Source organism: Micromonospora sp. NPDC005206, assembly GCF_040608175.1.
Classification (GTDB): Bacteria; Actinomycetota; Actinomycetes; order Mycobacteriales; family Micromonosporaceae; genus Micromonospora.
The window spans coordinates 272,835-290,143 of record NZ_JBEXHU010000004.1 but is presented as its reverse complement, the minus strand read 5'-3'; the positions used below and the strand labels follow the sequence as shown (position 1 = coordinate 290,143).

The following is a 17,309-nucleotide window of genomic DNA, read 5'->3' as shown; positions in this document are numbered from 1 at the left end:
AGGCCTACTGAATCCTCCCGCTCCGCACGTGGCGGGAGGATGCGGCAGACTCGGGCGGTGGCCGATCTGCTGGACCGGTGGCGGGCGGCGGCCCGGGGCGCCGGAGCGAAACCCGGCGCGGGCTCGACGCGGGCCGGGGAGCAGCTGCTCGCCCGCTGGCGGGAGCCGCACCGGCACTACCACACGGTGGGCCACCTGACCGCCGTGCTCGACGTGGTGGACCGGCACGCCGGGCTGGCCGACCGGGCCGACCTGGTCCGGCTGGCTGCCTGGTGCCACGACGCGGTCTACGACCCGCGGGCCGCCGGCGACGCCAATGAACGGGACAGCGCCACGCTGGCCGGGAGCGTGCTCAGCGCGCTCGGCGTGCCGGCGCCCGCGGTGGCCCAGGTGCGCCGGCTGGTGCTGCTCACCGCCGGGCACGCGGTGGCGCCAGGTGACCGGGACGGCGCCCTGCTCTGCGACGCGGACCTCGCCGTGCTGGCCGCGCCGCCGGCCGCGTACGACCGCTACGCCGCCGCCGTCCGGCAGGAGTACGCACACGTGCCGGAGCCGGCTTTCCGGGCCGGACGGGCCGGGGTGCTCAGCGGGCTGCTGGCGCTGCCCGCGCTGTTCCGGCTGCCGCCGCTGTCGAGCCGGTGGGAGCAGCCGGCCCGGGCAAACCTGCGCCGCGAGCTGGCCACGCTCATCGGGCCGCCGGAGGGCGCGGGTTGACCAGGTGCTTCGGGCGACGCAGGCCGGCGTCGCGGAGCAGCCGCACCAGCTCCCGGCTCGACACCACCCGGGCCCCGAGCCACACCGCCGCCGCGAACCGGTCGGCCGGGATGTCGTAGTGGTCGCGGTCGAAACCGCGTCGGGGCGCGCCCAGCGCCTCGGCGAAGGCGTGCAACTCGGCGTACGAGAGGTCGCTGATCAGATGTGACCAGAGCCGACCGCGCCACGGCCAGGCAGGCCGGTCCAGGTAGAGCATGGTGCCCAAGCTAGCCCGCGCAGACGATCATGTTGATGATCGGCGGCGGGCGACCTAGCCTCAGCTGCATGGCCCCCACTGCACTCATCGACGAGCTGCGCGCCGCGCTGGGCGAGAGCGTCGTGCTCACCGACCCGGACCTGCTGCGCATGCACGAGCGGGACGAGGCCGACCTCTGCGCCGCCGGCACCCCGCTCGTGGTGACCCGCCCCCGCGACACCGAGCAGGTGGTCGCGGTGATGCGGGCGGCGGCGCGGCACGGCGTACCGGTGGTGCCGCAGGGCGCGCGGACCGGGCTGGCCGGCGCGGCGAACGCGGTGGACGGCGCGGTGGTGCTGAGCACGGTCGCGATGGACGAGATCCGGGAGATCGACCCGGTGAGCCGGATCGCGGTGGTCCAGCCCGGGGTGGTCAACGCGACATTGGCCGCGGCGGTCGGCAAGCAGGGGCTCTGGTACCCGCCGGACCCCGGTTCCTGGGAGTCGTCCACCATCGGCGGCAACGTGGCCACCAACGCCGGCGGCATGTGCTGCGTCAAGTACGGCGTGACCACCGAGTACGTGCTCGGCCTGGAGGTGGTGCTCGCCTCCGGCGAGGTGCTGCGCACCGGCCGGCGTACCGCCAAGGGAGTGGCCGGCTACGACCTGACCCGGCTCTTCGTCGGTTCGGAAGGTACCCTCGGGGTGATCACCGAGGTGACCGTGGCGCTCAGGCCCGCACCGGCCGACTCGCTGACCCTGGTGGCGGTCTTCCCGTCCACCGCGGCGGCCGGCGCGGCGGTGGCCGCGATCGCCGCCCGGGGGCTCACTCCCAGCCTGCTGGAACTGCTCGACCAGACCCACCTGCGGGCCATCGAGGCGTACCAGCCGATGGGGCTGCGGACGGACGCGCAGGCCCTGCTGCTGGCCGCCGCGGACACCGGCAGCCGGGCCGCCGACGACCTGGCCGGCCTGGCCGAGGTGTGCGAGGCGGCCGGGGCCGACGAGGTCTACGCGGCCACCGACGCGGTGGAGGCGGCGGCGCTGCTGCAGGCCCGGCGGCTCGCCCACCCGGCGATGGAGAAGTTCGCCGCCGACGCGTACCCGGGTGGCAACGGCGGTCTGGTGATCGACGACGTGGCGGTGCCGCGCGGTTCGCTCGCCGCGCTGCTGGACGGGGTGGCCCGGATCGCGGCGGAGTGCGAGGTGCCGATCGGCGTGGTGGGCCACGCCGGGGACGGCAACATGCACCCGAACATCGTGGTGGACCGCGCCGACCCGGCGAGCGTGGAGCGGGGTCGGCGGGCGTTCGACGAGATCATGCGGCTCGGCCTGGCCCTGGGTGGCACCTGCACCGGTGAGCACGGGGTGGGGCTGCTCAAGCGGGACTGGCTGGCCCAGGAGATCGGCCCGGTCGGGGTCCGGGTGCACCAGGCGATCAAGTCGGCGCTGGATCCGGCCGGTCTGCTCAACCCCGGCAAGGTGCTCTGACTGACCTGACCTCGGCCGGGGTCAGCCCTTGACCTCGGCCGGGGTCGCCTGGGTGAGCAGCAGCAGGATCTCCCCGGCGACCGGCGGGCGTTCCTCGCCCGGGCAGTCCTGCGAGGTGATCAGCCCGGCGGAGGTGAGCAGGCTGGAGGTCAGCGCGTCAATGCAGGTGACCCGGTACTGCCGGACCTGATCGGTCTCGTTCGCCAGCTTCGGGTCGGCCAGCAGCACCTGGAGCCGTTCGGTCTGCTCCGGGGCGAGCCGGCCCCGGGAGGTGACGCCGTCACCGGCGCAGTCGAGGCACTGCCACGTGCCGTCCCGCTCGACGCTCAGCGTGCGTATCGGGCCGTCCGCACCGAGCCGCTGCAAAAGGCTGACCTGACCCGCGGCGACCGTCGTCGGGATCTCCGGCACCGGCCCGCCGGCCGCCGTGCCGACCGGCGGTTGCGCAGTCGGTGTGCCGCCGGTGTCGCGGTCGAACAGAGAACACCCGGCGAGCGCACCGGCGAGCGCCGTGGCGAGGAGAGGAATGAGCAGGCGGGAGCGCGCGCGGGAAAGCACGCGCGGAAACCTACCCCACCCTAGATAGCAGCCGAAACCACCATCCGGGCCGGTATCGATGGTTACCCTTCGGTAACGTTATTTTTCGTCACCGAGCGGACGGACGCAACTCGGCCTGATCGTCGTCGCCACCCCGGTCCGCCGCGTAACCCCGTACATCCGGGGCGCCCAGCCGGACCGCGTCCGCCGCGGCGTCGTCCGGCATCTGCTGAGACTGCCGTTCCGCCTCCACCCGGGCGCGGTAGTGCTCGACCTCGCAGGCCCGGGTGGCGGCGTCCCACCCGAGCACCGCGCCCATCAGCTCGGCGGTGTGCTCCGCCGACTCCAGCCCCCGGTGGCTGGTCTCGAAGGAGATCCGCGTCCGCCGGGTCAGCACGTCCTCCAGGTGCAGCGCGCCCTCGGCCCGCGCCGCGTAGGCGACCTCCGCGGCCAGGTACTCCGGCGCGCCGGCCAGCGGGGAGGCGAGCAGTGGATCCGCGTCGATCAGCGCGAGCAGATCCAGGGTGAGAGTGCCGTACCGCTCCAGCAGGTGCTCCACCACACCCACCGGCACACCGTGCCGCCGGGCCAGGTCGGCCCGATCCCGCCACATGGCCGGGTAACCGTCCGCGCCGAGCAGCGGCAGGTCGGCGGTGCGCGACGGGCGGGTGCCGCCCAGCCGGCGGGCGGCCCGGTCCACCACATCGGAGGCCATGACCCGGTACGTCGTGTACTTGCCGCCGGCCACCAGCAGCAGCCCGAGCATCGGCTCGAAGACCGCGTGCTCCCGGGAGAGCTTCGAGGTGGAGTCGGCCTCACCGGCCAGCAGCGGCCGCAGCCCGGCGTAGACGCCCTCGATGTCGGCCGTGGTCAGTGGCCGGTCCAGCACGACGTTGACCTGCTCCAACAGGTAGTCGATGTCGCGGGCCGACGCCGCCGGGTGGGACCGGTCCAGCCGCCAGTCGGTGTCCGTCGTGCCGATGATCCAGTGCCCGCCCCACGGGATGACGAAGAGCACCGAACTCGCCGTGCGCAGGATGAGCCCGGTCTCGCCGGTGATCGCCGAGCGGGGCACCACCAGGTGCACCCCCTTGGAGGCGCGCACCCGGATGCCGGGCCGCAGGCCCACGTCGTTGAGCATCCGGGACATGTCGTCGCTCCACACGCCGGTGGCGGCGATGACGGTCCGGGCCTGCACCTCGAACTCGGCGTCCGGGGAGCCGGCCGGCGCCTCCAGGTCGCGGACCCGGACGCCGGTCACCTCGCGCGCCTGCCGGATCAGCCCGACCGCACGGGTGCTGCTCACCACCGTGGCGCCGAGGCTGGCCGCGGTGCGGGCCAGGGTGACCACGAGCCGGGCGTCGTCGACCTGCCCGTCGTAGTAGCGGATCGCCCCGGCCAGCGCGTCGGCCCGCAGGCTCGGGAAGATCCGCCGGGCCCCCTCCCGGGTCAGGTGCCGGTGCAGCGGCATACCCCGGCCACCGCCGAAGACTCCGGCGAAGGCGTCGTAGGTGGCCACGCCGGCGCCGTAGTACGAGCGGCGGAAGATGCGGGCGGGCAGACCCCGCAGGCCGTTACCGGCCGGCAGCGGCACCAGGAACGGCACCGGGCGGACCAGGTGCGGCGCGAGCCGGGTGGCCAGCAGGCCCCGCTCGGTGAGCGCCTCGTGGACCAGGTGGAACTCCAACTGCTCCAGATAGCGCAGGCCGCCGTGGATGAGCTTGCTGGACCGGCTGGAGGTGCCCGCGGCGAGGTCGCGCGCCTCGACCAGGGCCACCTTCAGGCCCCGGGACGCCGCATCCAGGGCGGCGCCGGCACCGGTCACCCCACCCCCGATGACCAGCACGTCGAAGCGCTCCGCGCGGAGTCGGCGCAGGTCGGCGGCCCGGCGCACCGGCGAGAGCTGCCCGGCGACGGAGCGGGAGATGTTGGGGTCACGCACCTGTCCACCGTAACCGCCGCGCCAGCGTGTCGGCATGCGCCGCCCGCCCCGTACTGTGCGAGTCATGCAGGTCGGCTCTTCGTCACCCGCTGGTCAACCACCGCCCCACCAGCCGTCGCCACCACGCCGGCCCAACCCGTGGCCGGTGGTAGCGGCCGTGCTGGCCGGCGGCTGGACGGTGGCGGTGACCGTGGCCACCCAGGCGGGTGGCTGGCTCACCGACCAGGTGCTGCTGGGCTTCGGGCGGGACCGGGTGGGCTGGCTCTGGCCGGTGCTGGGCCTGGCCACCGTCGTGCTGGTGGGCACGCCGGCGCTGCTGCTGGCCCTGCTGCCCCGGTCGGCCGCGGTCCGGGCCACCGGGCGGGCGTGGCTGGCTGCGGCGCTCGCGCTCGGGGTGCTCACGCTGCCGCGGGTCGTACCGCCGGTGCACCACGAGGCGTACCTGGCCGCCCTCGCCGGCACGGCGGCGCTCACCGCGCTCGTCCTGCGCTGGTCGGCACGTCGGTCGGCCTCCGCCGGGCCGGCCCGGTCGGGGACCCGCGCGACGACCCGCCCGGTGCCCCTGCTCGCGGTCGCCGCCGGGCTCGCGCTGCTGCTGCCCTGGGCCTGGCTGGGCGCGCTCGGCGGGCTGCTGGAGACCGCGCTCGCCGTGCTGGCTGCCGCCACGCTCGGGGTGCTCGCCGCGACGCTGCTGGACGCTCCCTTCTGGTCCCGGTTCGCGGTCGGCCAGCCGCCCCGGCCGGCGCGGTTGGTGCTGGTCGGCGGCCTGGTGGCCGGGGTGGCGCTGCTGCTGCTCGCCGCCGGCGCCGGCCAGTCCGGTGCACAGCTACCCGCGCTGCTGACCCTGCCGCCGGTGGGTTTCGCGCTGGCCGCCCTGTGGGCCGCGGCCTGGCGTTCGGCCGCCGACGGCGCGACGCACGCGCCCGACCAAGCGATGGACGCCGTACGCGCCGGTCGGGCCGCGACCGGCTGGCTGGTGGGTCTGGCCACGCTCGGCCCGCTGGCCTTCACCGACCCGGAAGAGATCACCCTGCTGCTGGTCGGCACCCGCGATGTGCCGTTCTGGGTGGCGGCCACCGCCGGCGCCGGCCTGGCCGTCGCGGCCCTGGTCGCCATCGGGTACGCGGTGCTGCTGGCCCGGCGCGCGGCCCGCACCCCGAGTCGCCGGGTCGCCGCGCTCACCGCGGCGGTGCTGCTGGTCGCGGTGGGCGTGGTCGACCTCGGGCCCGGTCAGCCCGGCCTGCACGGCGAGCGGTTGCTCGTGGTGCTGCGCGAGCAGGCCGACCTGACCGGCCTGCCAGCGGGCGCTCCGGGCCGGGCCGGACGGGACGCCCGCGCGGCGGAGGTCTACCGGCGGCTCGTGACGACCGCCGACCGTAGCCAGACCGACCTGCGCCGGGAGCTGAGCCGGCTGCGGCTCGATCCGGTGCCGTACTACCTGGTGAACGCGGTCGAGGTGGACGGCGGTCCGGCGGTGCGGGCCTGGCTCGCACGCCGTCCGGAGGTGGCCCGGGTGCTGGTCAGCCAGCGACTGCGGCCCCTGCCGGCCCCGGCCGGGCAGAACCGGGGCACCGCGGCCGCGCCCACCGGCCCGGAGTGGAACATCCGCCAACTCGGCGCCGACCGGGTCTGGTCGCAGCTCGGCGTGACCGGCGCGGGCATGGTGGTGGGCAGCTCGGACTCGGGCGTGGACGGCGCCCACCCGGCGCTGCGGGCGGGGTTCCGCGGCGGGGACGACTCCTGGTACGACCCGTGGGACGGCACCCGCACCCCGACCGACCAGGGCGGGCACGGCACGCACACGGTGGGCAGCGCGGTCGGGCGGGACGGCATCGGGGTGGCGCCGGACGCGCAGTGGGTGGGCTGCGTCAACCTGGACCGCAACCTGGGCAGCCCCGGGCACTACCTGGACTGCCTCCAGTTCATGCTGGCGCCCTTCCCCGCCGGCGGCGACCCGTTCACCGACGGCCGGCCGGAGCGCGCCCCGCAGGTGCTGACCAACTCGTGGGGCTGCCCGCCCATCGAGGGCTGCGACCGGAACGTGCTGCGGCCGGCCACCGCCGCGCTGGACGCCGCGGGGATCTTCGTGGTCGCCGCCGCCGGCAACACCGGGCCGTGGTGCGCGTCGATCGACGACCCGCCTGCGCCGTATCCGGACGTGCTGACCGTGGGCGCGGTGGACGCACAGCGGCGGGTGGCCGAGTTCTCCTCGCGTGGGCCGGTGCCGGGCGGTCCGGGCAAGCCGGACGTGCTGGCGCCCGGCGTGGGCGTGGTGTCGGCCATGCCGGGTGGCGGGTACGCCAAACTGGACGGCACCTCGATGGCGACCCCGCAGGTGGCCGGGGTGGTCGCGCTGATGTGGTCGGCCAACCCGGAGCTGGTCGGCGACCTGGCCCGAACCCGGCAGATCCTGCGGGACACCGCGACGCCGGCCGTGCCGACCTACCGCTCCCGCAACCCGGCCGACGCCTGCGGCGGACCGGCGAACGTCACGGGGGCCGGGCAGGTCGACGCGTACGCCGCCGTCCAAGCCGCCCAGCGTTGAGGACGGGCGGGAGCACGAACCAACACCCGGTGATCTAGGGTCGGCGACCATGGACGCCGAGATCACCGTCACCGAGCTGACCCCTGACCTGGCCCGCGCCGCGGTGCGGCTCTGCGAGCAGGCGCTCGATCTGCCCGAGGACGCCGTCGAGGCGGCCGCCATCGTGGACGCGCTCTGGCCGCGGGCCGCCGCCGACCGGCTGGTGGTGGGGCTGGGCGCGTACCGGGGTGCGGACCTGGTCGGAGTACTGCTCTGTTCGGTGTCGTCGGCCGACCCGGCTCTCGGGCACGTGGACCTGGTCGCGGTGCTCCCGGACCAGCGTCGTCGGGGCGTCGGCCGGGCGCTGCTCGGGCGGGCCGAACGGGTGCTCGCCGAGCACGGGGTGACCGAGGTGCTGCTGGCCGGGAACCCGCCGTACTACGCCTGGCCGGGCATCGACGTGCGTTACACGCCGGCGGTCTGCACCGCCCTGGCGCTCGGCTACCAGCAGGACCGGACCGCCTGGAACATGACCGCCGACCTGTCGTACGACGGGTCGCCGGCGTTGCGGTCCACCGAGGCGGCCGAGCGGCGGCTGGCCGGGCAGGGGATCACGGTACGCCGGGCAGAGCCGGAGGACCTTCCGGCGCTGGCGGCGTTCGCCCGGTCCACCTTCGGCGGCGCGTGGGACGGCGAGTTGGCCGGGTCGGTGGGTCGCGACGGCGCCGGATGCCACGTGGCGGAGCGGGCGGGCGAGCTGCTCGGCTTCGCCGCCTACGGCTCGTCTCGGCCGAGCTGGTTCGGGCCGATGGGTACCGCGCCGGCCGCCGAGGGTTCGGGCATCGGCGGGGTGCTGCTGCGTCGCTGCCTGCGCGATCAGCGGGAAGCGGGGCTGGACCAGGCGCAGATCGGCTGGGTGGGGCCGGTGCCGTTCTACTCCGGCAGCGCCGGCGCCCGGATCGAGCGGGTCTTCTTCCTGTACCGGCGGACGCTGAACGCCAAATAAGGGCGAATGGGATATAGACTCAGATAGTGCCATTCGCCCGCGTCGGGCATCGACGCCCCCTACCGTTTCGGTAGAGGAGGCAGCCATGACCACGGATGACGACCAGACCGAGGACGGCCCGCAGGTCACCTGGAAACCGGTCGGCGAACTCCCCGGCCAACTGCCGCTCGACCGGCTCGACTACGGCGACGCCGAGCAGTTGGCCGAGATGACCACCAACGGCGAGCCGGTGGCCGAGGAGTCGCAGGAGATGGTGGACGCGCCGATCCAACTGCCCCCGCCGTACGACCGGGCGCAGAAGCGGCGCAACCAGCGCCCGCTACCCACCTGACGACGAACGGGGCGGACCGCGTCAGCGGCCCGCCCCGTTCGGTGTCGGATCTGGACTCAGAAGTCCATGTCCCCGCCACCCGGGCCAGCCGGGGCAGCCGGGGTCTTCTCCGGCTTGTCCGCGACGACGGCCTCGGTGGTGAGGAAGAGCGCCGCGATGGAAGCGGCGTTCTGCAGCGCCGACCGGGTCACCTTGGCCGGGTCGATGATGCCCGCGGCCAGCAGGTCCACGTACTCGCCGTTGGCGGCGTTGAGGCCGTGACCCGCTTCGATGTTACGGACCTTCTCCACCACAACGCCGCCCTCGAGGCCGGCGTTGACGGCGATCTGCCGCAGCGGGGCGTCCAGCGCGACCTTGACGATGTTGGCACCGGTCGCCTCGTCGCCGACCAGGTCCAGCTTGTCGAAGGCGGTCTTGCCGGCCTGCACCAGCGCGACGCCACCACCCGGGACGATGCCCTCCTCGACGGCGGCCTTCGCGTTGCGAACGGCGTCCTCGATGCGGTGCTTGCGCTCCTTGAGCTCGACCTCGGTGGCCGCGCCGACCTTGATCACCGCAACGCCACCGGCCAGCTTGGCCAGCCGCTCCTGCAGCTTCTCACGGTCGTAGTCGGAGTCGCTCTTGTCGATCTCGGCCCGGATCTGGTTGACCCGACCCTGGATCTGGTCGGCGTCGCCGGCACCGTCGACGATGGTGGTCTCGTCCTTGGTCACCACGACCTTGCGGGCGCGGCCCAGCATGTCGAGGCCGACGGCGTCCAGCTTGAGGCCGACCTCCTCGCTGATGACCTGGCCACCGGTGAGGATGGCGATGTCGGCGAGCATGGCCTTGCGGCGGTCACCGAAGCCCGGAGCCTTGACGGCGACGGACTTGAAGGTGCCCCGGACCTTGTTGACGACCAGGGTGGCCAGGGCCTCGCCCTCGATGTCCTCGGAGATGATCAGCAGCGGCTTGCCCGACTGCATGACCTTCTCGAGGATCGGGAGCAGGTCCTTGACCGACGAGATCTTGCTGTTGACGATCAGGAGGTAGGGGTCGTCGAAGACGGCCTCCATGCGCTCCGGGTCGGTCATGAAGTAGGCCGAGATGTAGCCCTTGTCGAAGCGCATACCCTCGGTGAGCTCCAGCTCCAGCCCGAAGGTGTTGCTCTCCTCGACGGTGATGACGCCTTCCTTGCCGACCTTGTCCATCGCCTCGGCGATGATCTCGCCGACGGTGCTGTCGCCAGCGGAGATGGAGGCGGTGGAAGCGATCTGCTCCTTGGTCTCGACGTCCTTGGCGAGCTTGGACAGCTCCTCCGAGACGCTCGCGACCGCAGCCTCGATGCCCCGCTTCAGGGCCATCGGGTTGGCGCCGGCGGCCACGTTGCGCAGGCCCTCGCGAACCAGGGCCTGGGCCAGGACGGTCGCCGTCGTCGTGCCGTCACCGGCAACGTCGTCGGTCTTCTTGGCGACCTCCTTGACCAGCTCAGCGCCGATCTTCTCGTACGGGTCCTCGAGCTCGATCTCCTTGGCGATGCTCACACCATCGTTGGTGATGGTGGGGGCACCCCACTTCTTCTCGAGCACGACGTTGCGGCCCTTGGGGCCGAGGGTCACCTTTACGGCGTCGGCGAGCTGGTTCATGCCCCGCTCGAGGCCGCGGCGCGCCTCTTCGTCGAACGCGATCATCTTGGCCATACGGCGTTGTCCTCCTGGACACTCACGGGCCACCCGAGATGTGTGCCCCGGGTGGGCCGCCTGGTGTACGCACCTTGGGACGTCGCCACCTGGCGACGACGACGTCCTTCGGCCGGGCCGGATAGCCCGCGACGACCGGCCATGTGTCACCCCGGCGTCTCCGCGCCGGCGCGACCCTGGCCCCACCGTCCCGACCATTGGCACTCACGGTATGCGAGTGCCAATGACTTGTTTAGCACTCTCCCCTGCCGAGTGCAAGCACGAACGCCTCGGTCAACGGAGTTCCGCGGCTAGTCCGGCGCCGTTCACCGGCCCCTCATGGGCCCGCTGCTCGGCGTAAGTCACCAGCAGCCCCACCAGTTGCGCGAGATGGACGGGGAGGGCCAGCACCGCGCCGACGGCGATCACCAGCACCACGCCGATCGCGGAACCCGGGGTGGCGAGTGGGTCGGCCCCGAACGGGGCGCTGCCGACCCCCTCCAGCACGCCGGCGACCACAGTGCCGACGATCAGCGCCGCCGCCACCAGCGCCACCCGACCCAGCAGCAGCCCCAGCCGGTCGTGGAACATCCGGAACGACCGGCCGATCGGGTTCTCCCGCTCGAAGAGATAGACCGGCCCGGCCATGCTGAGCGCGAAGGCGAGATAGATGCCGGGGAGGACGCAGAAGCAGACGCCCAGGCCGACGATCACGCCGATCAGCAGCGTCCAGCCCCAGAGCCCGAGCGCGCGGCGCAGGCCGTAGCGCAGCGCCTCCCCCAGGCTGACCGGCTCACCGACCGCCTGACGGGTGATCACCCAGGTGCCGGCCGCCCAGCCCACGGCCTGCACCAACCCGATCAGCAGGCTGCCGCCGATGAGCACCAGGAACATGGTCGCCAGGTCGGTGAAGAAGGTGTCCGGCAGGGAGGTCGACTCCTCGACGGCGGTCGTCTCCCACTTCGCGGTCGGGTCCAGCCCGAGCGAGAGCACCGACAGCACCGCCGCCGGCAGCACCTGCGTGAGCAGCAGGATGGGCAGCAGCAGTCGCCAGCCACGCCGGACCGCGCCGACGCACCGGTCGAACCAGGCGCCCAGCCCGGCCCCCGGTGGGGTGACCAGCCGGTCCGCCGGATCGAGGCCCGGCGGATACCACCCGGAGGCCGGGGGTCCCGGGTACCAGGGCTGCCCGCCGTACGGCCCGGCGCCGACCGGGTAGCCGCCGGTGGGCGGGAACACCCAACCCTGCGGAGGCGCGCCCGGTGGCGGCCCCCAGGCGGGCGGCACGCTCGGATCCCAGCCGGGAGGGGCACCCGGCGGCGGGCCCCAGGGGGATGGCGCGGTCGGGTCACCAGCGGGAGGACTTGACGCGGCCGGGTGCGGGCCGGACGGGTCGGGCTGACCCGGGGGTGGGGAGGCCGGGGGCGGCTGGTCGGACATGAACCCTCCTCAGCAACGGCTGGAATGGTTCACGATCTTCCAGGGTCCGGCCGCGTGACGCAGCCCCGGCCCTCCGGGACGAGCCGGCGTCGGCCCACTCAGGCGATGACGCGCACCCGCTCCGCCTGCGGGCCCTTCTGGCCCTGCGCGATGTCGAACTCCACCCGCTGGCCGTCGTCCAGCGCCTTGTAGCCGTCCATCTCAATCGCGGAGAAGTGGACGAACACGTCCTGACCGCCGTCGACGGCGATGAAGCCGTAGCCCTTTTCGGAGTTGAACCATTTAACGGTGCCCTGTGCCACGGTGCACTTCCTCACTCTGCGCGGCGTTGCCTGCCCCGGCGCGCGGCAGGGCCGGGCGCCTCCGGGCCACCGTTCCGGCGATCGATGACGGCCGCTGAAACGGTGACCGAAATCGCACGCTACACGAGGAGTGACGGCCGCGCACGACCACAAATCGGGCATATTCCGATCGCCCCGGCCCCGTTCCCTCGGCCCCGGTTTCCGATCACCCAGATTCACGCCGGTGATTGCCGCAGGCGACGTGAACGGGCGACGCCGGGCGCGTGGACCGCGCAGCGGGATGTCGGAACAACGGTCCGGGGCGTCCAGCGCGCGGCGCCCGGTGACCGGGCCGTTCGAAGGTGGCCGACGGCGGCGGGCGCGGCCGGAGTCGCCGCCCGACGCTGTGATAGGCATGCGGGCATGACCACCTATCCGCGCGGGGCCGCCCCACGGCAGGCGAAGATTCGCCGGGTCCTGCCGGCGGACGCCGCACGGATGCGGGCGCTGCGCCTGGAGATGCTCGCCGACGCGCCGCTGGCCTTCCTGGAGACCCTGGCCGACGCGGCGGCCCGACCGCACGCCGACTACGCCGCCCGGGTCGCGTACACCTCGATCGGGTCCGACACCGCGCAGTTCGTCGCCGACCCGGGCGGCCGGCTGGTCGGGCACGCCGGAGGCACGGCCACCCCGACCGAAACCGGCCTCACCGTCATCTACGCGGTCTACGTGACCCCCGCCTGGCGGGGCGGTGGACTGCTCGCCGAACTGGTCGACGCGGTGGCGGCCTGGTCACGGTCGTGCGGGCGGCCCGAGCTGATGCTGGAGGTGGTGGTCGGCAACGACCGGGCCTACCGGGCGTACCAACGACTCGGCTTCGTCGACACCGGCGTGCGCGTCCCGCACCCCACCATCCCCGCACTCACCGAACTCCAGATGCGCAAACCCGCCTAAACCAAAACCAAAAGACCATCAAAAAGGCAAGACCCGACTAAGACCCACCCCACCCACGGCCGGGCGGCCTCCCGACCAGCGTGCCCCGAAAGGGTTTCCGGGGCAGCCCGCCCCGCGCAGGGATCAAGCCTGACCGCCCGGAGCGGGGCGGGCTGCCCCGGAAACCCCAACCGCAACCAAAGCAAAGATCAAACGTGCCGACGCGACTGCACGATCCGGAACCGATTCGCCACGTACGCCCCGTCGGTCAGCGCCGAGTTGGCCGCCGCGTTGGCGCCGCTGCCGTGGAAGTCGGAGAAGGCCGCCGACTGGTTCACGAAGACCCCGCCGGTCAGGTTGCAGGACAGGTGCACCCCGACCTCGACCGCCACCGCCTCGGTCGCGTCCAGCACCGCTTCGTCGCTGGAGTAGACACCCGCGGTCAACGCGCCCTTCTCGCCGACCGTCCGGCGCAGCAGCTCCAGGCTGTGCGCGGTGGACTCGGTGGCGATGGCGAACGAGATCGGCCCGAACCACTCGCGGCCGTAGGTCTCCGCGTCGTCCGCGGCCAGCTTCACGATGGTCGGGGTACGCACCACCGCGTCGGCGTACGCCGGGTGCGCCACGGCCCGGGACTCCAGCACCGGCTCGCCGACCTTGGTCACCTCGGCCAGCCGCTCCAGCACCCCGTCGTTGACGATGGCGCCGGTCAGCTCCACACCCCGGGCTGGGTCGGCGGTCAGCTTGCCGACCGCCGCGGCGATCCCGCCGGCCACCTCGTCGAAGCTCTTGTGCCCCTGGTCGGTCTCGATGCCACCGGCGGGGATGAAGATGTTCTGTGAGGTGGTGCACATCTGGCCGCTGTACAGGGTCAGCGTGAAGCCGAGGTTGCGGCACATCCCGGCGAAGTCGTCGGTGGAGTCGATCACCACCGTGTTCAGCCCGGCCTTCTCGGTGTAGACCGCCGCCTGCCGGGCGTGCGTCTCCAGCCAGTCGCCGTACTCGGTGGAGCCGGTGAAGTCGACGATCTTCACGGACCGGTGCAGGGCCAGGTCGCTGGCGAGCTTCTCGCCGGGCGCCTCGGCGGCCAGCATGATCAGATTCGGGTCGAAGCCCGCCTCGGCGAGCACCTCCCGGGCGTACTTCACGGTGATGGCCAGCGGCAGCACCGCGCGCGGGTGCGGCTTGACGATCACCGGGTTGCCGGTGACCAACGAGGCGAACAGCCCCGGGTACGAGTTCCAGGTCGGGAAGGTGTTGCAGCCGATCACCAGCGCCACCCCACGCGGCACCACGTGGAACGTCTTGGTCATCCGCAGCGGGTCGCCCTTGCCGGCGGCCTTCTCCCAGCCGGCCGTCCCCGGGTGCCGGGTCATCTCGGCGTACGCGTACGCCAGTGCCTCCAGCGCCCGGTCCAGCGCGTGCGCGCCACCGGCCTGGAAGGCCATCACGAACGCCTGCCCGCTGGTGAACTGCACCGCGTTGGCCAGTTCGAAGATGTGCTTGTGCAGCCGGTCGAGGATCTCCAGGCAGACGCCCACCCGAGCCTGCGGGCCGGCGTCGCGCCAGGCCGGCAGCGCGGCGGTGGCGGCGGCGACCAGCTCGTCGGTGCCGGCGTGCGGGTAGCGCACCGCCAGCTCCACCCCGAACGGGCTCGCCTCGGTGGCGACCCGGTCGCCAGCGCCCGGCTGGTCGAGCGGGAAGTCGCCACCCAGGTACGCCTCGAAGGCGGCCTTACCGTCGGCGGCGGCGGTCTCGCCGTACACGCGAGGGCTGGGGGACTCGGGATAGGCGGACCAGTAGCCCCGCTCCGTGATCGCGGTCAGCGCACGGTTGAGGGTGTCGGCGTGCCTGTCGTACAGGGGATGCGGGGTCTCCGTCATGCCCGCCATCATGCCGCAGCCGTGTCCGGGAGCAGAAGCGCCAATGCCCGACAGCGCAGCAGGCCGCGCGGAGGTCGGGATTGGTCCGGACGGCAGCGGGTATCCGCCGTGCTCGGGCCAGGAAAGGGCGATGGGTGGGGATCACCGAGATCCGGGTACACGGGGTGGCCGACAAGGGTCCGGAGACGATCCTCGACCGACCCATCGTGGTACGGGTCGCCGGGGACGACGACGCGGGCTTCTACCGACCCCGGCCCGGCTTCGGCGATCCGGCGGACCCGGGCGGGGCGACGCTGGAGGCGTACCGCTGGAGTCGGTTGACCGGCGGCGGCACCGCGAGACGGACCTTCTCCCTGGTCCTGCTGCTCCCGTTCATGCTCAGCAACATCGCGGCCTGGACGCTGCCGGTCCCCGGCCAGAGCGGCACCGCCGCGCGAGCGGTGTGTCGTCTGCTGGCCGCGACGATGACCGCGATGTACGTGCTCTCCACCGTCGGGGTGTCCCTCGACCTGATCGCCTGGCAGTGCGCGGCCTACCCGAGGTGCCTGGAGGGGCGCCGGGAGATCTCCTGGCTGGGTGGCGTGCCGCCGGGCCAGCGCCTCGCATTGCTGGCCGCGCTGCCGATCATCGCGATCGCCGTGGTCTGGCGGCTCGGTGCCCGGACCTGGCAGCTCCCCGAGGACAGCGTCCGGGTGCCCGGGGTGGGCGCGGACCGGCTGGACACGCCCGCCTTCTGGGACACTCGCTCGCTGCTGCGTCGGCTGCGCTCATTGCACGCCGCGGTGGCGCTGGGCACGCTCGACGTCACGCTGCTGCTGGCGCTCGCTCCGCACGACGGCGCCCTGCCCGGTTGGCTGCTGCTGGCCGCGGACGTGCTGCTGCTCGGCGGCGCGGCGGTGCTGCTCTGCCTGCCGGGCATCGAGCAGCGCCGCGAGCAGGACCAGGTCGTCGCGTCGACGATCCGGTGGGTGGCGGTCGCGCTCACCGCACTGACCCTGGGGTACGCGTTGTCGCCCCGGCCGCCGTGGTCGGCCGAGGGGACGCTGCCCGGGTACGGCGTGCTGGTCGCCGGGCTCTTCGCCGGGCAGATGGTGCTGCTCGCCGTGTTGAGCGTGGTCGTCCTGGTGCAGCGCCGTCACCTGTCGCGGCCGCGCTACCTGCTCACCGGGGCGGGGGCGCCCGTGCTCATATCCGTCGCGATCGGGCTGGGAGTCGCGTACTCCTCGGGCATGACCTACGGACTCGCCGAGTACCTGGACCGTGGTTCCAGCCCGACGCCGGCCCGGCCGCTGCCGCCCGACGCACCACCGCTGGAACCGCCGGTCGCCTACCGGTGGGTCACCCTGGGCTTCTCCCTGGCAGTGCTGGTGGTGATCGTGGTGGCTCTGCTCGCCCCCCGGATCGGCCGGGACCGCCGCCGCCGGGCGGCCGAGGAGCTGGTCCGGGCGGACTACCCGGAAGCGTCCCAGGTGCCACCGGAACGGCCCAGGGCCGTCCGGGACGCGATCGCGCACGCCTCGCTGGTGGATCGACTCGGGCCGCTGTTGGCCTCCGCGTACGGCGTGCTGGCGGTGCTCACCCTGACCGCGGCCGGGCTGTCGGCGATCGGCCTCGGACCGGGTGCGCTCGCTCTTTCGCTCGGTGGCGAGCCGTTGGCCCGTCCGGTGGTCTTCGTGACCGACCTCGGCGCCCTGCTGATCGGCCTGTTCGCCCTGATCCTCGCCGGGATGGGACTGTTCGCCTACCGGTCCGACGCGATCCGGCTGGTCGGGGTGCTCTGGGACCTGGCCACCTTCTGGCCGCGCGCCACGCACCCGCTCGCCCCGCCCTGCTACGTCGAGCGGGCGGTCCCCGAGCTGACCCGCCGAATCGGGCAGCTCACCGCCGCAGGGGAGGGCGTGGTGCTGTCCGGCCAGAGCCACGGCAGCGTGCTGATCGCGGTGACGGTGCTCCAACTCCCGGACGACTGCCAGCGGCGGATCGCGCTGCTCACCTACGCCTCCCCACTGAGGAAGCGGTACCGCAGGATCTTCCCGGCGTACGTCAACGACGAGGTGTTGCGGGAGCTGGGCGACCGGTTGTCGTGGCGGTGGATCAACCTCTGGCGGTACACCGACCCGGTGGGCGGGCCGGTGTTCGGTCCGACGAAGGTCACGCCCGACGATCCGGCGGCCCGGGTCGACCGCCGGGTACGGGATCCCAAGGGTCTGCTCATCCCGCCGACCGACACCGTGCCGCCCCCGTTGCACGGGCACCGGTTCATCCCGGACGAGGACTTCCAGGCTGCGGTCCGCGAGCTGGCCGGGCAGTTGGACCGGCCGGACGGGTGACCGCC

The 17,309-nt window shown here is 73.5% G+C and carries 14 protein-coding genes; 7 read left to right on the top strand and 7 right to left on the bottom strand.

From position 1 onward, the window contains the following. The first annotated feature begins 57 nt into the window (after positions 1-57). Entirely contained in the window at positions 58-714 is a 657-nt protein-coding gene (locus tag ABZU69_RS07480; protein ID WP_354963554.1) for a metal-dependent phosphohydrolase, read from the top strand. Here ABZU69_RS07480 and ABZU69_RS07475 read toward each other — a convergent pair. Continuing rightward, positions 686-970 carry a DUF4031 domain-containing protein gene (locus tag ABZU69_RS07475; protein ID WP_354963553.1) on the bottom strand — a complete coding sequence of 95 codons (285 nt, stop codon included), beginning with the start codon at positions 968-970 and terminating at the stop codon, positions 686-688. The genes ABZU69_RS07480 and ABZU69_RS07475 overlap by 29 nt on opposite strands. 68 nt (positions 971-1,038) lie before the next feature. On the opposite strand from ABZU69_RS07475, the gene ABZU69_RS07470 reads away from it, so the two are divergent. Further along, positions 1,039-2,439: an FAD-linked oxidase C-terminal domain-containing protein gene (locus tag ABZU69_RS07470; protein ID WP_354963552.1), complete on the top strand. Its 1,401-nt coding sequence runs from the start codon at positions 1,039-1,041 to the stop codon at positions 2,437-2,439. A gap of 21 nt (positions 2,440-2,460) precedes the next feature. Here ABZU69_RS07470 and ABZU69_RS07465 read toward each other — a convergent pair whose 3' ends face one another. Further along, positions 2,461-2,997, bottom strand: a complete 537-nt coding sequence (locus ABZU69_RS07465) for a hypothetical protein (RefSeq protein ID WP_354963551.1) — start codon at positions 2,995-2,997, stop codon at positions 2,461-2,463. Positions 2,998-3,085: 88 nt separating this feature from the next. Next, positions 3,086-4,903, bottom strand: a complete 1,818-nt coding sequence (locus ABZU69_RS07460; protein ID WP_354963666.1) for a glycerol-3-phosphate dehydrogenase/oxidase — start codon at positions 4,901-4,903, stop codon at positions 3,086-3,088. Positions 4,904-4,982: 79 nt separating this feature from the next. On the opposite strand from ABZU69_RS07460, the gene ABZU69_RS07455 reads away from it, so the two are divergent. The 3 genes from ABZU69_RS07455 (at position 4,983) to ABZU69_RS07445 (ending at position 8,779) form a co-directional block, all read left to right on the top strand. Then, complete coding sequence (locus ABZU69_RS07455) at positions 4,983-7,463, top strand: S8 family serine peptidase (protein WP_354963550.1); 2,481 nt, start codon at positions 4,983-4,985, stop codon at positions 7,461-7,463. Positions 7,464-7,512: 49 nt separating this feature from the next. Continuing rightward, positions 7,513-8,448, top strand: a complete 936-nt coding sequence (locus tag ABZU69_RS07450; RefSeq protein WP_354963549.1) for a GNAT family N-acetyltransferase — start codon at positions 7,513-7,515, stop codon at positions 8,446-8,448. Between the two features lie 85 nt (positions 8,449-8,533). Further along, the gene (locus ABZU69_RS07445) at positions 8,534-8,779 is read left to right on the top strand and encodes a hypothetical protein (RefSeq protein WP_354963548.1); all 246 of its coding nucleotides are present in this window, start codon (positions 8,534-8,536) and stop codon (positions 8,777-8,779) included. Between the two features lie 56 nt (positions 8,780-8,835). Here ABZU69_RS07445 and groL read toward each other — a convergent pair whose 3' ends face one another. The 3 genes from groL to ABZU69_RS07430 form a co-directional block, all read right to left on the bottom strand. Continuing rightward, the gene (gene groL, locus ABZU69_RS07440) at positions 8,836-10,458 is read right to left on the bottom strand and encodes a chaperonin GroEL (protein WP_354963547.1); all 1,623 of its coding nucleotides are present in this window, start codon (positions 10,456-10,458) and stop codon (positions 8,836-8,838) included. 273 nt (positions 10,459-10,731) lie between these two features. Continuing rightward, positions 10,732-11,724, bottom strand: a complete 993-nt coding sequence (locus ABZU69_RS07435; protein ID WP_354963546.1) for a hypothetical protein — start codon at positions 11,722-11,724, stop codon at positions 10,732-10,734. A 251-nt stretch (positions 11,725-11,975) separates the two neighbouring features. Continuing rightward, a complete protein-coding gene (locus tag ABZU69_RS07430; RefSeq protein ID WP_089018748.1) occupies positions 11,976-12,179 on the bottom strand; it encodes a cold-shock protein in 204 nt (67 codons plus the stop codon). Between the two features lie 402 nt (positions 12,180-12,581). Here ABZU69_RS07430 and ABZU69_RS07425 point away from each other — a divergent pair, with 402 nt between their 5' ends. Further along, positions 12,582-13,112, top strand: a complete 531-nt coding sequence (locus ABZU69_RS07425; protein WP_354963545.1) for a GNAT family N-acetyltransferase — start codon at positions 12,582-12,584, stop codon at positions 13,110-13,112. A gap of 188 nt (positions 13,113-13,300) precedes the next feature. Here the strand turns inward: ABZU69_RS07425 and paaN are convergent, their stop codons facing one another. Next, positions 13,301-14,974, bottom strand: a complete 1,674-nt coding sequence (gene paaN / locus ABZU69_RS07420; RefSeq protein WP_354963544.1) for a phenylacetic acid degradation protein PaaN — start codon at positions 14,972-14,974, stop codon at positions 13,301-13,303. Between the two features lie 134 nt (positions 14,975-15,108). Between paaN and ABZU69_RS07415 the strand changes: the two genes are divergently transcribed. Beyond that, positions 15,109-17,304, top strand: a complete 2,196-nt coding sequence (locus tag ABZU69_RS07415) for a hypothetical protein (RefSeq protein WP_354963543.1) — start codon at positions 15,109-15,111, stop codon at positions 17,302-17,304. Positions 17,305-17,309 lie beyond the last annotated feature (5 nt).

Bases quoted from the DNA above. Each gene is read 5' to 3' on its own strand.
- ABZU69_RS07470 (WP_354963552.1), top strand. From the start codon at position 1,039: ATGGCCCCCACTGCACTCATCGACGAGCTGCGCGCCGCGCTGGGCGAG.
- ABZU69_RS07450 (WP_354963549.1), top strand. From the start codon at position 7,513: ATGGACGCCGAGATCACCGTCACCGAGCTGACCCCTGACCTGGCCCGC.
- paaN (WP_354963544.1), bottom strand. From the start codon at position 14,974: ATGACGGAGACCCCGCATCCCCTGTACGACAGGCACGCCGACACCCTC.
- ABZU69_RS07455 (WP_354963550.1), top strand. From the start codon at position 4,983: ATGCAGGTCGGCTCTTCGTCACCCGCTGGTCAACCACCGCCCCACCAG.
- groL (WP_354963547.1), bottom strand. From the start codon at position 10,458: ATGGCCAAGATGATCGCGTTCGACGAAGAGGCGCGCCGCGGCCTCGAG.
- ABZU69_RS07475 (WP_354963553.1), bottom strand. From the start codon at position 970: ATGCTCTACCTGGACCGGCCTGCCTGGCCGTGGCGCGGTCGGCTCTGG.
- ABZU69_RS07445 (WP_354963548.1), top strand. From the start codon at position 8,534: ATGACCACGGATGACGACCAGACCGAGGACGGCCCGCAGGTCACCTGG.
- ABZU69_RS07425 (WP_354963545.1), top strand. From the start codon at position 12,582: ATGACCACCTATCCGCGCGGGGCCGCCCCACGGCAGGCGAAGATTCGC.